We start from the raw sequence: 14,132 nt of genomic DNA on the forward strand, positions 1-14,132 counted from the left end.
CGCCGATGGTAGTGTGGAGCTTCTCCATGCGAGAGTAGGTCATCGTCAGGCATCTATACCAAGGCCCCGATCAATCGATCGGGGCCTTTTTTTATGCCTGAAATATACCCCGTGCGTACAGCCATCAAGCCGCATATCTTTATCGCTGGTACACTAAAGGCCCCTTTTTCACGATGCCGCAAGGAGTACCGCTAATCATGACCACTGATGTTGTCATACTCGCCGCTGGGCAAGGAAGCCGCATGAAATCTACCCTGCCTAAAGTGCTACACCCTCTGGCAGGTAAACCGATGGTTCAGCATGTTGTGGATGCCGCGAAGTCCATCGGAGAGGCCACATTGCATGTTGTGGTTGGCCATGGCGCTGAGCGGGTCGAGAAAACACTTTCGGATCAGAATATCCGCTTTGCGCTTCAAAAAGAGCAAAAGGGGACAGGTCATGCCGTTGCCCAAACGCTTGAGAATCTTGGCGATGGCCCGGTATTGGTGCTCTACGGTGATGTGCCGCTTATCAAGTCGGAAACGCTTGCCGCGTTGCTGGAAAAAGTCGATGACGATCATCTGGGCCTTTTAACCGTGACCGTTGATGACCCGTCCGGGTATGGGCGTATCGTGCGTGAAAATGGCGCGGTGACTTCCATTGTCGAGCAAAAGGATGCGACGGATGCGCAAAAGGCCATTCAGGAATGCAACACGGGCATTCTTGCGACAACCGGCAAGAAGCTCAAGCAATGGCTTCCGGCACTTTCCTCGAACAACGCTCAGGGCGAATACTATCTGACGGACATCATCGCCATGGCAGCTGGCGAAGGTGTGACGATCACAACCGCCGAACCCATGAACGAGCATGAGGTACAGGGCGTTAATGATCGTGTTCAGCTCGCCTATCTGGAACGTATTCATCAAAAGGCACAAGCTGAAACACTGATGCGCAGCGGCGCAAGCCTTGCCGATCCAAACCGCATTGATGTCCGAGGCCGGTTGAGCGTTGGTCAGGACGTCTTTATCGACGTAGGCTGCGTCTTCGAAGGGGATGTGGTGCTTGAAGATGGCGTGCATGTTGGGCCATATACGCTTATCAAGAACAGTGTCATCAAGCAGCACACAGTTATTGCAGCGCACAGCATTGTTGAGTCGGCGCAGGTTGGTGAAGAGGCAACGGTTGGGCCGTTTGCGCGCCTGCGACCGGGGACGGAACTGGCCGATCAGGCCAAGGTCGGCAATTTCGTCGAGACCAAGAACGTCAAGGTCGGAAAGGGCAGCAAGATCAATCATCTGAGCTACATTGGCGATGCTGAACTTGGCAGTGATGTGAACGTAGGCGCAGGCACCATCACGTGCAATTACGATGGCGTCAACAAACACAAGACGCTTATTGGCAACGGCGCGTTCATTGGCTCGAACACCGCGCTGGTTGCGCCGGTGGACGTTGGCCAGGGGGCGACCATCGCGGCGGGCTCTACCATCACTGACAGGGTCAGCGAAGATGCGCTTGCGATTGCGCGTGGTCGTCAGGTCGAGAAGAATGACTGGGTCAGACCGGCCAAAAAGTAAGCGCTAAAAAAGCCGGGGCATTGAGCCCCGGCTTTTTTATATGCGCGTGAATGCCATCGAGCACGAGGACATCTGAAGCGGCGTGTCAGGAATCCAGTTTCTTGGTGTCCAGACCGCTGATGTCGGTGTGTCGAATATCCAGCCCCTTGACCAGATAGATGACGGATTCAGCCAGATTGTTGGCGTGATCGCCAATACGTTCCAATGCGCGAAGTACCCACATGATATTAAGGATGGACCCGATTGAGCGAGGGTCTTCCATCATGAAGGTGACCAGTGAGCGCATTGAACTTCGGTACTCACTGTCGACCGCTTCGTCGGTATGCAGGACCTGAATCGACAGCTCCGTATCAAAGCGTGCAAACGCGGTCAGCGCGTTTCTAAGCATCTCCCGGACCTGCTGGCCGATACGTCGCACTTCGACAAACCCGTGATTGGTGTGGCCTTCCTCAATCAAAGACAGCGCGTTTCGCGCGATCTTGTTAGCTTCATCGCCGATGCGTTCGAGATCCGAAGCTGTTCGGGTCACCGCGAGGACAAGTCGAAGGTCAGATGCTGCCGGCTGACGACGAGCGATGATGTGCGTGCACTCATCGTCGATGCGCAACTGCATCTCGTTGACTTCCTGATCCTTCCTGCACACTTCCTGGGCTTGATGCGCATGGCCTTCGAGCAAGGCATCAATGGCATCTTGAACCTGCCGTTCCACCAAACCGCCCATGGCCATCAGGTGGGTCTTCAAAGCCTCCAGTTCCTGATTGAACTGACTGGAGATATGTTGGCTGTGCCGGCCGCTGTCGATATCCATAACCCATCCTGCTGCCATAAAAGAGGCGGTTGAGTGCCATAGTAATGGCTGAACATGTTATTCGATCAATATGACAATCGTTTGACACTCAAAGCACGTCGAGCTTGGCAAAGCCCAGAACCAGCCATTTGTCACCGTGCTCTTCGAAGCTCACATGCACCCGAGCGCGGTCACCCTCGCCCTCACCATCGATGATGATGCCCTCACCGAACATCGGATGGCGAACGCGCTGGCCAACGCTCAACTGCGTTCCCGACGCCTTGGCGCCCTGGGTTGGGGTTGGCCGATGTGAAACCGGGCGCGAGACCTGCCCCCGCAGGCGGATTTCCTCGAGTGCCTCGTCCGGCAGTTCGCGGATAAAGCGAGAGGGGCGCTGATAGGTTTCCTTGCCGTGCAATCGGCGCATTTCCGCGTGTGTCAGATAGAGTTGCTGCATGGCACGCGTAACGCCGACGTAGCAGAGCCGTCGCTCTTCTTCGAGCCGCCCGGGTTCTTCGAGCGACATCTTGTGCGGAAACAAGCCTTCTTCGACGCCTGTGATGAACACCACCGGAAACTCAAGGCCCTTGGCCGAGTGTAATGTCATCATCTGAACGGCATCCTCGAATTCGCCGGCCTCATGGTCACCTGCATCGAGTGCCGCTTCTGCCAGAAACGTCGCCAGGCCGTTATCAGCCTCAGGCAGTGCCTCTGTATCGGCGAACGGATCCTGGGTGCCGGTATTTTTGGCGGCGCTGACCAGCTCCTGCAGGTTCTCGACGCGCGCCTGGCCCTTTTCACCCTTTTCGGCCCGGTGATGTTCGATCAGGCCGGTCGTTGTGATCACATGATCGATCTGTTCATGAAGACTGACGCCTGCGGTGTCGTTGTCCATCGATTCGATCAGATCGGTGAACTGGCTGACTGCGCTGGCCGCCCGACCCTTGAGCAGCTTATGAGCTGTCGCCTCATGCAGGGCCTGCCACAGTGACATATCCTGTTCACGAGCGATCATGCGAAGCTGCTCGATCGTGCGGGTGCCAATGCCGCGGGCGGGCACATTGATGATGCGCTCGAGCGAGGCGTCATCGTCGCGATTGATCAACAGGCGCAGATACGCCAGCGCGTTTTTGATCTCGAGGCGTTCGTAGAAACGCTGTCCGCCGTAGATGCGATAGGGCACGCCTGCACGAATCAGCGCCTCCTCCAATACGCGTGACTGCGCATTTGAGCGATAAAGGATCGCGATGTCCTTGCGCGAGATGCCTTTCTTGGCGTGTTTTTGAATGGTGTCGACGATGAAGCGTGCTTCATCCAGATCGTTGAATCCGGAGTACACGGCGATCTTTTCGCCGTTAACGACGTCGGTCCAAAGCTCCTTGCCCATGCGCCCGGCATTATTGCGAATCAGATGGTTTGCAGCATCGAGGATGACGTTGGTCGAGCGGTAATTGCGTTCTAGCCGAACCACCTCGGTATTGGCAAACTCGGTTCGAAACCGGTCGAGGTTCTCGACCCGAGCGCCACGCCACCCATAGATGGATTGATCATCGTCGCCGACGATCGTCAGGCATTCACGCTGGCCGGCTAGAAGCTTGAGCCAGGCGTATTGGAGCGTATTGGTGTCCTGGAACTCATCGACCAATAGATGCGCGAATCGCTCCTGATAATGGGCGAGAAGCCGCGGGTTATCACGAAGAAGCTCCAGGCTTCTCAGCAGAAGTTCGCCGAAATCGACCAGCCCGCCACGCTCGCAGGCCGCTTGATAAAGCTCGTAGAGCTCGACCATCTGCATCATGTAGCTGTCGCCGTGCGCATCGATCTGTGGCGGACGAAGACCTTCTTCCTTGCAGCCTCCAATGAAATACATCACCTGCTTGGGCGGATAACGCTCATCGTCGATGTTGTATTCCTTGATCAAACGCTTGATCAAACGAAGCTGATCATCGGGGTCGATGATCTGAAAGTGCTCTTGAAGCTTGGCATCCTGCCAGTGAGTGCGCAGCAGTCGGTGAGAAATCGAGTGGAAGGTGCCGACCCACATGCCTCGCAGCGAGACATCCAGCAGAGCTTCGAGGCGGGTACGCATCTCACGTGCGGCCTTGTTGGTAAAAGTGACCGCCATGATCGAAAAGGGGGAGAGGTGCTCGTTATGCATCAGCCAGGCGATGCGGTGAACCAGCACCCGGGTCTTTCCGGAACCTGCGCCGGCAAGCACCAGCAGGTTGCCCTGCGGCGCGCTGACGGCGCGGCACTGGTCCGAATTGAGGGCGTCGAGTAAAGGCGATGAATCCGTCATGAAAGGCCGTCGGCAGAAGGTGACTGAATGCCCTTACCTTACCATACCCGTCAGTGGTTGCCGCTGCCCTCGGGCACGCGCAGTGGCGCGAGACTGCGTTTTACCGCCCGGACCTTTTCATCGAGCTGAGGGCCCTTGGACTTCGCCACGCCCACCGCAAGAATATCGATTACGACCAGGTGGACGATACGAGAGGTCATCGGTGTATACACTTCGCTGTCCTCACGGACATCGATGTAGAGTGGCAGATTGACCGCGTGAGCCAGCGGGGAATTCTTGGGGCAGAGCCCGATGACGGTCGCGCCGGCCTCGCGCGCCAGATCGACGCTGCTGAGCAGTGAGCTTGTGCGCCCGGTCTGTGAGATCGCCACGACCACATCACCTTCGCCAAGCGTTACCGCTGACATGTTCTGCATGTGTGGGTCAGCGTAGGCGGCGGTTGAGACCTGAAGCCTGAAGAACTTGTGCTGCGCGTCGGAGGCCACGGCGCCGGATGCGCCGAACCCATAGAATTCGACCCGGTTGGCGTTGGTCAGGGCGTGAATGGCCTGACTGATGGACTCGGGATTCATTCGGTCGCGGACGGACAGCAGAATACCTACGGTTGAATCGAAGATACCGTTGGTGAATTCAGCCACATCGTGGCTGTCATCCATGGAAAACTGAGCGAATTGCGCACCGGTTGCGAGCATCTGGGCCAGCCGCAGCTTGAAATCCTGGAAACCGTCGCACCCCAGTGCCCGGCAAAAGCGGATAACGGTGGGCTCGCTCACGCCAGCGTTCTTGGCGATGTCGGCAATACGCATGTGGATGGCTTCTTCAGGGTGGCGCAGAACGTAGCGCGCCACCTTCTGTTCGGAGCGTCTGAAATCGGGCAGACGTTCCCTCAGCTCATCAAACAGGGCAAGACTCACGGTAGCTCCCAATGCATAAATTTGGCTCGGCTAACGTCATTATACTGTCAATAACGCTATAGTAATGTTGCAGCGCCTCGTTCACGACGAGACAGCCGTCCGGATGATGCGTCACATAGTACTGTTAAACGGACCTTAACGTTAGGCGAAAACGCTGTTTTAGATAGGCCCTTTTAACAGATAGACCCGTCGTTCGGTTGGCATTGTTCATAGATCCCCCAAGGGAGAGTTGATCATGCACAAGGGCGAACAGCTTGCAACCATCAAGGCCGAGCTTCTGGACATTTATATGGCACTTGAAGCCGAGCAGCACGAAAAACGCAAGCAAACGGCAGAAATGCGGTATGTGAAGGCTCGCAAGGGCATCGAGCAGCATCGCGAAGAACGTCGTTTGGAGCGCGATCTAAAAGACATCAATGAAGAGGCGGCTCGACGAAAACGCCGGCTCTCCTGAACTTGCCCCGCCCAAGTCAGGGCAGGGCTTTCAACACCAGCTCGACGCGTCGATTCTCGGCGCGTCCGGACGGTTTGTCATTGTCGGCCACAGGATGGGTCGATGCCAACCCGACCGCACGCAGTCGCTCGCCATCAATCCCTCGCGTTCTCAGCAAACGCACCACCGAACTTGCCCGTGCCGTCGACAGTTCCCAGTTCGAGGGGAAACGCTCGGTCGAAATTGGCCGGCTGTCCGTATGCCCTTCAACCGAAATTGATCCCTTGAACTGACTGAGTCCCGGCACTAACCGGTCAAGCAAGCGTTCGCCGCTGGCTGATATATCGACGTCACCGCTTGAGAAAAGCACCTGATTTTGAATGCGCACGGTAACGCCCTGAGGCGTCGGACTGACCAGTACGCCCTCAAGCGCCGGGAACATGTCCTCGAGCCGATCCACTGCCGGCACGGAATCGCTTGCCAGCGCGGGCTCTGACTCGGCGCTGAGTGCCGGCGTGATCGGTGGTGTGAACGCGTTGGAGGGTGCTGTGACCAACCCCACCGCCATGAGTGCTTCCGGAGACAGCGCAAAGACGGGAGCAGAAGGCGCGGGCCGCTCTCCGGGCGTTTCGACGATGGCCTGACGTGCAGGTTTCGCAGGCCCGACCACTTCGCCATTGACCATCGGTTGAATGCCTCGGTGCAAGGGCATGATGCCGCCAGTCATTGGAGCCTCAATTGGAGGTTCCGGCTCATTTGCTGGCCGATTGAACATCAGCAGGATGATGAACAGCATGATCAGAAGTGTCAGTACGTCCAGATAGCTTATGAGCCATCCGGCCTGCTCGATGGGGCTTTCGGCATCATCCAGCGCATCGTGCTTGGCGCCGGCGCGCCGAACGGGTTCAATCTCTGATTGAGCATCAAGACGCTTGGCGAACATGGGGGGCTTTCTCCATGGAGCGGTGTTCACCGAGTTCATCCTGATCGCGGTATTCCGCGATGAACGACTGAAGCGTGGCCTCGATGAAGGAGGGCAGTCGGCGGCGGCACAGCATCGAGACGCCTTCAAGCACCATGTTCATGGTAATGACGCGCCGCTCGGTGCGGCGTTCGAGCTTGACCGCAATCGGTTTGAACACCAGATTCGCCAGCAAAATGCCGTAAAAGGTCGTCAGCAGCGCGATGCCCATGCTGGGGCCGATGACGGAGATATCACCGGTTTCCATCACGCTCAGCATGTTGATCAGGCCCACAAGCGTTCCCAGCATCCCGAACGCCGGCGCGTAGGCGGCCATGGTGCGAAAGATCTGCGCTTCGGCCCGTTCCCGCGCCTTGAGCCGGGCGATGCGCCAGCGCATGAGGTCAAGAATTTCCTCTTCCTTGATGTTGTCGATGACGAGACTGATGCCGGTTTTCAGAAACGGGTTGCGGGTCTGCTCCAGCATTTTTTCGATATTGCGCCCCTGGCCGTGCATCCACTGGCGAGACAGATTCACAAGCTCGGCGATGTCTTCCTGCACGTGGTCGTCCTCACGGCGAAAGATGGCCGGAAGCGATGAAAACACACGCGAGAGTTCCTTCAGCGGAAAGCTCAGAAAGGTAGCCGCCAGCGTGCCGGCGATCACGATCGACAGACCGGGAATATTCAGGAAGGCAAGGGGAGAGTCAGCGCCATAGGCCAGAACGGCCACCAGGAGCAACACGCCGACGGACAGCCCGATGAGCGTCGAGGCATTGATCGGAAGTCGGCTGAGTTTAAGCACGGAAGAAGTCAGTTTGTTTGACATGAAAGCCCCATACCTCGGTGGAGGTAGTCATCAAGACGGTAGGGCTATCCTATCCAACCAGGCATGAACGTCAGACCAAGAAAAAGGGCCGACAAGCCCGCCTTATCGGCAGAACGTGTCGACCCTTGAGTCGCAGCGTCGCGGCTAACTCAGTGCAGCAGGCCGAAGATAAACACGGCCGCCACACCAATTGGCGTAATGAAGCGCGAAATGGCGTACCAGACCGAGAACGCACCGCTCGACATGTTGAGCTGGGTTCTGAGCTCGTCGCGCTGCATGTACCAGCCCACGAATATAATAGTGGCCAGCCCCGTCAGCGGCAGCATGATCTTGCTGGTCAGATAATCCAACAGATCGAAGATGGTTTTACCCTCGAACATCGCGAACACGCCCAGAGGATGAACGCCCGACCAGAGGTTGAACGACAGCACGGTGGCGATCCCCAGTGCCCAGGTCGCAAGGCCGGCGGCGATGGTGGCCCCGGTTCGGCTCAGCGGGCTTTTCTCTTCCAGCCACTCAACGATTGGTTCCAACAGTGAAATCGACGATGTCCAGGCGGCGAACACCAGCAGAACGAAGAATAAAATGCCGAAAAACCAGCCTCCGGACATCTGCCCGAACGCAAGTGGCAGTGTCTGGAAGATCAGGCCGGGGCCAGCGCCAGCGTCGAGGCCGTTACTGAACACAATCGGGAAGATCGCAAGACCGGCCATCAGCGCGATGACGGTATCCATGATTGCAACAGTGACGGCCGTGCGGCCGATGTTGACGTCATCCGACAGGTACGAGCCGTACGCCATCATGATGCCCATGCCAAGACTTAGCGTGAAAAACGCGTGTCCCAGTGCGGCAAGGACCGTTTCGCCGGTCAGTTTGGATAGATCCGGCATCAAAAGGTACGACGCGCCCTCTGCAAAACCGGGCGTGGTCGCGGCGTAGAGCACCATGACCAGCAAAAGGATGCCAAGTGCCGGCATCAATGTCTTGGCTGCCCGCTCGAGACCGCCCGCAACACCGCCGATGACGACCCCGACCGTCATGATCATGAAGACGCTGTGCCAGCCCAGAAGTGCTGTGGGGCTTTCAAGCAGTCCACCAAAGAGACCACCGACGCTGTCGTTATCCAGCCCGCCGAAGGTATTGGTCACGGCGTACTTCACGTAGGCCAATGCCCAGCCACCGATCACGCTATAAAAGGAAAGGATTAGATACGCGCCGAGAATACCGGCGAGTCCGACCAGGGCCCAGGCCGGTGAGCGTTTCAGGCGGCCTGAAATCTGCTGCATGGTCGACATGGGGTTTTTCTGTCCGAGCCGGCCGAGCATCCACTCGGACATTAGAATCGGCAAACCGATCAGCGCGATACAGATCAGATAGACCAGCACGAACGCGCCACCGCCGCTTTCGCCGGTCATGTACGGGAATTTCCAGATGTTGCCCAGGCCGACAGACGACCCGACCGCAGCCAGCAAAAACGCAACACGAGAAGACCACTGCGCGTGGGTATGGGATTTTTGAGACATCACTTCACCCTGTTTGTCGAAGGCGCGTCCTCACGACCGCCTCTGTTGTTATGTTTGTTATGTCACCAAGCCAGTATGGATCCTGCATAGAGGCTTGCATAACGCTTCTGATCGGCGCGGGTAATCGCCTTTAACCACATGGCACCTTGGCTCGATGCCATGATCAAGAAGCAGTGGCGCGAAGTATACGCCAAGCCGCCCGAGCACTTTAAGCATGAACTCTCAAAAGAGCTCCGCGCAATATCGGGCGGTTTATTCAAGATAACGTCACGTTGATAGCACGATGGCGTCGTTTTTTGATTAAGTGTCTGATGGCGCTCATTGCGCTCAAAAGAGCGACGTTTGTTTATCGGCGGGGAATTCCGGTAATTCAGGCAGCTCCACAGTCTCGCTTAACCTGTTCCAGAATGTGCGTGCCCAGGCCGGGGCCAAGATGTTATCGGGGGTGTGAACGAAGAAATAAGGTTTTTTCCCCTGATTTATCCACAGATTTAGCTGGGAAATCCACGGTTCAAAAAAGTGAGTGTTCGCTTTCTCATCGAAGTGACCGATGAATCGAACGATGGGGTGGTCGCCTGTGGAGAGCACATGCAGCGGGCGTCGAGGTTTTTCCTGTTGCGCTTTTGTCAAGCCTCGATTGGCAACATCCCTACTTGAAAATAACGGACGTACGTCCAGCATCACCCGATTGGCATTGAAAGTTATCAACAATCGGTTGAGTTGACGCTCGGCATCGCCCTTGTGGAAAAACTCGAGCGCCCGTACCTCGACCGCACACACAATATCGTCGGGCCAGCGTGCAAGCAGTCGCTCGAGCTTTAAAAGCTCACTGGCGCCGAAATCCCGAGGTAGTTGCACCATCACCGGGCCGATGCGCGGCCCCAAAACTCGAAGTGCCTCGAGAAACGCCAGGCAGCCATCGATGTCATTCAGGCGGCGCTCGTGCGTTAGAAGCTGTGGCAGTTTAAAGCAGAATCGAAACGTCTCCGGGGTCTGGGCCGCCCAGTTCTCCAATGTCCGCTGGGCGGGTGTGCCGCTATAGAACGTAGTATTTCCTTCAACCGCACCGAATACGCTCGCGTATTCCTCGAGCGCATGCTGCATTGGGGTAGTTTGGGCCAGGAAGTGACCTTTCCACTCCTCATACGACCACATGGGGAGGCCAAGTCTCAGCGGGGCCGCTGGATAATCGGTCATCAGCGAACGCGTCGAGGCGCGAACGGATGCGACGGCGTGACGAGCGAATCCTGCGCCGCGATCAGTTGAAGTTCACGTTCGCCTGACGCGAACGTTGCCGAGAAGACGTCATATACGGACGCCGCTGTGCGTGCCAGAGCGTCTTCCGGGGCAAGTGCGTTCATGCGATGCGCCAGATACAGCGCACTGGTCAGATCGCCTGCCCCATTCGGTGGGGTTTCAAAATGAAGCCGCGGCGTGGCCAGTTCCCAGCTGCCTTCTGCCGTATCGACCATCATCGCGATGTGCCCCTCCGGCAATTCGTCGATGTCGAGTGAAGTTACCACCACCTCGGCAGGCCCTCGTGCCCGCAGCGCACGGGTCGCCTCGAGCGCATCCTGACGTGTGGCGATAGTGGTGCCGGTGAGAAAGCCCAGTTCGAACTGATTGGGCGTAGTGATGGTGGCACGAGGGATCGCGTGTTCGCGAATCCAGTCGGGCAACCCATCTTTTACGAAAAAGCCGCGCCCGACATCGCCCATGACCGGATCGCAGCAGTAGATCGCATCAGGATGATGACGGCGGATGCGCTCGAGCGCCGTCAGTACCACGTCACCGGTATGCTCATCGCCCAGATACCCGCTCAAAAGCGCGGTCATGTTCGAAAGTGCCCCGAGGGTTTCCATGCCATTCAATACCTCGAGCAGGTGATCCGGTGAAAAGACCGTGCCCGAAAAATGGCCGTAACCCGTGTGGTTTGAAAACTGGACGGTATGCAGGGCCGAAACATCGAAGCCCAGGCGCTGAAGCGGAAAAACCGCAGCGCGATTGCCGACATGACCGAAGGCGACGTGGCTTTGAATGGAGAGCAGGTGAGGCATGGCGGATAAGCGACTAAGGCAGTGGGTGAGTCTTGCACTATGCCGAGGATCGCACCAAGTATAAAGCCTCGGCGCCGCAGAGTGCGGCGCCGAGGCTTTAAAGGCTAAGCCTGGGGGACTTACTCGACCGTAACGCTCTTGGCGAGGTTACGGGGCTGGTCCACATCGGTGCCTTTCAACACGGCCACATGATAGGACAGCAGCTGCAGCGGCAGCGTGTACAGAAGCGGCGCGACGTGTTCATCGACCGCCGGCAGGCGCATCACGTGCACGTGATCGTCTTCCTTGAAGCTTACGTGCTCGTCGGCGAACACGAACAGCTCGCCACCACGGGCGCGAACTTCCTGCAGGTTCGATTTGAGCTTTTCGAGCAGCTCATCGTTCGGCGCCACCGCGATGACCGGCATATCGGCATCGACCAGGGCCAGCGGGCCATGTTTCAGCTCGCCTGCCGGGTATGCTTCAGCGTGGATGTAGGAAATTTCCTTGAGCTTCAGCGCACCTTCAAGCGCGATCGGGAACATCGGGCCACGGCCAAGGAACAGGGCGTGATGCTTCTCGGCAAACGCCGCGGACAGCTTCTCGATCGCCCCATCCATCGCAAGGCCTTTTTCGAACAGACCCGGCAGGGCGCGGAGCGCCTTGACGATGTCGGCCTGAATGTCGTCATCGCCTTGCTTGACGTTTCGAAGTGCCAGCGTCAAAAGCATCATGGAGATGAGCTGCGAGGTGAAGGCCTTGGTCGAAGCCACACCGATTTCAGGGCCGGCATGGGTCATCAGGCACAAATCGGATTCCCGCACCAGCGAGCTGCCCGGAACGTTACAGATGGCAAGGCTTGCCAGATACCCGCCCTTGCTGGCGGCGTAGCGCAATGCGGCGAGTGTATCGGCGGTTTCACCGGATTGAGACAGGGTCACGAACAGCGTGCCTTCGGGCACGACCACCTCGCGGTAGCGGTATTCCGAGGCTACTTCGACCTGAGTCGGGATGCCGGCCAGTTTCTCGATCCAGTAACGTGCGACGAGCCCCGCATGATAGCTGGTGCCGCAGGCGACGATCTGGATGTTCTTTACGTGAGACAGCATGTCATCGGCGTCGGCGCCAAAGCAGCGCGGAAACACGTGGTGATCGCTGAGACGGCCTTCAAGCGTGGCGGCGATGACGCTTGCCTGCTCGTGAATCTCTTTCAGCATGAAGTGGCGATAGTTGCCTTTCGAAGCCGCGCCGTCACCGTGCTCGAACTTGGTGATTTCACGGGATACCTGCTCACCGGCGTGATCGAAGACCTGAATATTGCCCTGATGACGCAGGCGAACCACATCGCCTTCCTGCAGATAGATGAAGCGGTCGGTGACTTGCAGCAGTGCCAGCGGGTCGGAGGCCAGGAAGGCTTCCTCGATACCGACGCCCACGACCAGCGGGCTGCCCTTGCGAGCGCCGATCAGGGTGTCGGGCTGGTCGGCGTGAATGACGCCGAGCGCATAGGCGCCATCAAGGCCACTGACAATGTTTTGAACTGCTTCGAGCAGATCGCCGGTTTTATCGAACTCACGGGCCAGCAGGTGGGCGATGACTTCGGTGTCGGTCTCTGACGTGAAAACGTAGCCTTCGCCTTCGAGCGACTCCTTGATGGCTTCGAAGTTTTCGATAATGCCATTGTGCACTACGGCCAGCTTGTCGCCGGACTGATGCGGGTGCGCGTTGTGCTCGGACGGCCGGCCGTGGGTGGCCCAACGGGTGTGCGCGATGCCGGCGTGACCGGACAGGGCGCTTTCCAGAAGCTTGTCTTCGAGCGCGGCGACCTTGCCCATCGCACGGGTGCGATTCAGCGTGGCCTGATCGTCGAGAATCGCCATACCGGCGGAATCATAGCCCCGATATTCCAGTCGCTTGAGGCCTTCCAGCAGGATGTTTTGAACCTGGCGTTGAGCCATGGCGCCAACGATGCCACACATAAGTACACTCCTTGTTCTTGATGGACACGATGCGGTTCAGTGCGTGGTGGACGCACGAATGACTCGAACACCGTGTGTTGCAATGGATTCTAGATGGCCGTCACTGAGCCCGTCATCGGTGATGAAGACATCAATGCAGGACCAGGGCAGTTCGAGATTGTGCATGCGCCGACCGACCTTGTCGGATTCCGCCATCACCACCACCTCGCGTGCGGTTTCCGCCATGACCTGAGATAACCCCAGCAGCTCGTTGAACGTGGTGGTACCCCGTTCGACATCGATGCCGTCTGCCCCGATAAAGAGCTGATCGAAATCGTAGGCCTTGAGCACGCCTTCGGCGACCTGACCCTGAAACGATTCCGAGTGCGGATCCCAGGTACCGCCGGTCATCAGAAGCGTCGGTTCGCGCTCGAGCCCGCGAAGCTGGTGGGCGATCGAGAGTGAGTTCGTCATGACGACCAGGCCCATCAGGGGTTCGAGCAGCGGAATCAGCGCCGCTGTCGTACTCCCACTGTCGATGATAAGGCGGTTATGATCCTTGATGGTTGCCGCTGCGGCACGCGCAATGGCCTGCTTCTGCTTTGAAAGTCGAGGCGGCTGTTCGGCCAGTTCAGACGGCAGGGGAATCGCGCCACCGTAGCGTCTGAGCAGCAGGCCGTTTTTCTCGAGCGCCGCCAGATCCTTGCGGATAGTGACCTCTGAGGTATGAAAACGGCGCGCGAGTTCATCGACGCTCGCTTCTTGCTGGGCGTTGACGAACTCCACGATACTGCGTCGGCGTTGCGGGGTGTTTCGCTTGGCTAGCACTTCCGTCACGA

General features: G+C 57.8%; 12 protein-coding genes. 2 read left to right on the forward strand and 10 right to left on the reverse strand.

Annotated features, from left to right (window positions below; genetic code table 11):
* Window positions 1-197 precede the first annotated feature (197 nt).
* Entirely contained in the window at window positions 198-1,553 is a 1,356-nt protein-coding gene (gene glmU / locus NAT23_RS13575; protein WP_251929167.1) for a bifunctional UDP-N-acetylglucosamine diphosphorylase/glucosamine-1-phosphate N-acetyltransferase GlmU, read from the forward strand.
* An 85-nt stretch (window positions 1,554-1,638) separates the two neighbouring features.
* Here the strand turns inward: glmU and phoU are convergent, their stop codons facing one another.
* The 3 genes from phoU to hexR form a co-directional block, all read right to left on the reverse strand.
* Window positions 1,639-2,361 carry a phosphate signaling complex protein PhoU gene (gene phoU, locus NAT23_RS13580; RefSeq protein WP_251594418.1) on the reverse strand — a complete coding sequence of 241 codons (723 nt, stop codon included), beginning with the start codon at window positions 2,359-2,361 and terminating at the stop codon, window positions 1,639-1,641.
* Window positions 2,362-2,449: 88 nt separating this feature from the next.
* Entirely contained in the window at window positions 2,450-4,639 is a 2,190-nt protein-coding gene (gene uvrD / locus NAT23_RS13585; protein WP_251929168.1) for a DNA helicase II, read from the reverse strand.
* 50 nt (window positions 4,640-4,689) lie between these two features.
* The gene (gene hexR / locus NAT23_RS13590) at window positions 4,690-5,553 is read right to left on the reverse strand and encodes a transcriptional regulator HexR (protein ID WP_251929169.1); all 864 of its coding nucleotides are present in this window, start codon (window positions 5,551-5,553) and stop codon (window positions 4,690-4,692) included.
* Between the two features lie 235 nt (window positions 5,554-5,788).
* Between hexR and NAT23_RS13595 the strand changes: the two genes are divergently transcribed.
* Window positions 5,789-6,007, forward strand: coding sequence for a PA3496 family putative envelope integrity protein (locus NAT23_RS13595; RefSeq protein WP_251594423.1), 219 nt, complete (start codon window positions 5,789-5,791; stop codon window positions 6,005-6,007).
* Between the two features lie 16 nt (window positions 6,008-6,023).
* On the opposite strand, the gene NAT23_RS13600 is transcribed toward NAT23_RS13595, so the two are convergent.
* The 7 genes from NAT23_RS13600 to NAT23_RS13630 all read right to left on the reverse strand — a co-directional run bounded on the left by NAT23_RS13600 (window position 6,024) and on the right by NAT23_RS13630 (window position 14,130).
* Window positions 6,024-6,929: an OmpA/MotB family protein gene (locus NAT23_RS13600; RefSeq protein WP_251929170.1), complete on the reverse strand. Its 906-nt coding sequence runs from the start codon at window positions 6,927-6,929 to the stop codon at window positions 6,024-6,026.
* Complete coding sequence (locus tag NAT23_RS13605; protein ID WP_251595245.1) at window positions 6,910-7,728, reverse strand: motility protein A; 819 nt, start codon at window positions 7,726-7,728, stop codon at window positions 6,910-6,912. Before NAT23_RS13605 ends, NAT23_RS13600 begins: the two co-directional genes overlap by 20 nt.
* 197 nt (window positions 7,729-7,925) lie before the next feature.
* A complete protein-coding gene (locus NAT23_RS13610) occupies window positions 7,926-9,299 on the reverse strand; it encodes a sodium-dependent transporter (RefSeq protein WP_251929171.1) in 1,374 nt (457 codons plus the stop codon).
* Between the two features lie 327 nt (window positions 9,300-9,626).
* Window positions 9,627-10,496 (reverse strand): DUF72 domain-containing protein, encoded by an 870-nt coding sequence (locus NAT23_RS13615; protein ID WP_251929172.1) that lies wholly within the window; start codon window positions 10,494-10,496, stop codon window positions 9,627-9,629.
* Window positions 10,496-11,356, reverse strand: coding sequence for a pyridoxal kinase PdxY (pdxY, locus tag NAT23_RS13620; RefSeq protein WP_251929173.1), 861 nt, complete (start codon window positions 11,354-11,356; stop codon window positions 10,496-10,498). Before pdxY ends, NAT23_RS13615 begins: the two co-directional genes overlap by 1 nt.
* Before the next feature lie 119 nt (window positions 11,357-11,475).
* Window positions 11,476-13,314 carry a glutamine--fructose-6-phosphate transaminase (isomerizing) gene (gene glmS / locus NAT23_RS13625; protein WP_251929174.1) on the reverse strand — a complete coding sequence of 613 codons (1,839 nt, stop codon included), beginning with the start codon at window positions 13,312-13,314 and terminating at the stop codon, window positions 11,476-11,478.
* A 36-nt stretch (window positions 13,315-13,350) separates the two neighbouring features.
* Window positions 13,351-14,130, reverse strand: coding sequence for a DeoR/GlpR family DNA-binding transcription regulator (locus NAT23_RS13630; RefSeq protein WP_251594434.1), 780 nt, complete (start codon window positions 14,128-14,130; stop codon window positions 13,351-13,353).
* Between the last annotated feature and the right edge of the window lie 2 nt (window positions 14,131-14,132).

This window comes from Larsenimonas salina (assembly GCF_023736155.1).
In the GTDB taxonomy this organism is placed as follows: domain Bacteria; phylum Pseudomonadota; class Gammaproteobacteria; order Pseudomonadales; family Halomonadaceae; genus Larsenimonas; species Larsenimonas salina.

Coding starts and splice junctions, on each gene's coding strand:
- glmU (WP_251929167.1), top strand. CDS start 198: ATGACCACTGATGTTGTCATACTCGCCGCTGGGCAAGGAAGCCGCATG.
- phoU (WP_251594418.1), bottom strand. CDS start 2,361: ATGGATATCGACAGCGGCCGGCACAGCCAACATATCTCCAGTCAGTTC.
- uvrD (WP_251929168.1), bottom strand. CDS start 4,639: ATGACGGATTCATCGCCTTTACTCGACGCCCTCAATTCGGACCAGTGC.
- NAT23_RS13595 (WP_251594423.1), top strand. CDS start 5,789: ATGCACAAGGGCGAACAGCTTGCAACCATCAAGGCCGAGCTTCTGGAC.
- NAT23_RS13600 (WP_251929170.1), bottom strand. CDS start 6,929: ATGTTCGCCAAGCGTCTTGATGCTCAATCAGAGATTGAACCCGTTCGG.
- NAT23_RS13610 (WP_251929171.1), bottom strand. CDS start 9,299: ATGTCTCAAAAATCCCATACCCACGCGCAGTGGTCTTCTCGTGTTGCG.
- NAT23_RS13615 (WP_251929172.1), bottom strand. CDS start 10,496: ATGACCGATTATCCAGCGGCCCCGCTGAGACTTGGCCTCCCCATGTGG.
- pdxY (WP_251929173.1), bottom strand. CDS start 11,356: ATGCCTCACCTGCTCTCCATTCAAAGCCACGTCGCCTTCGGTCATGTC.
- glmS (WP_251929174.1), bottom strand. CDS start 13,314: ATGTGTGGCATCGTTGGCGCCATGGCTCAACGCCAGGTTCAAAACATC.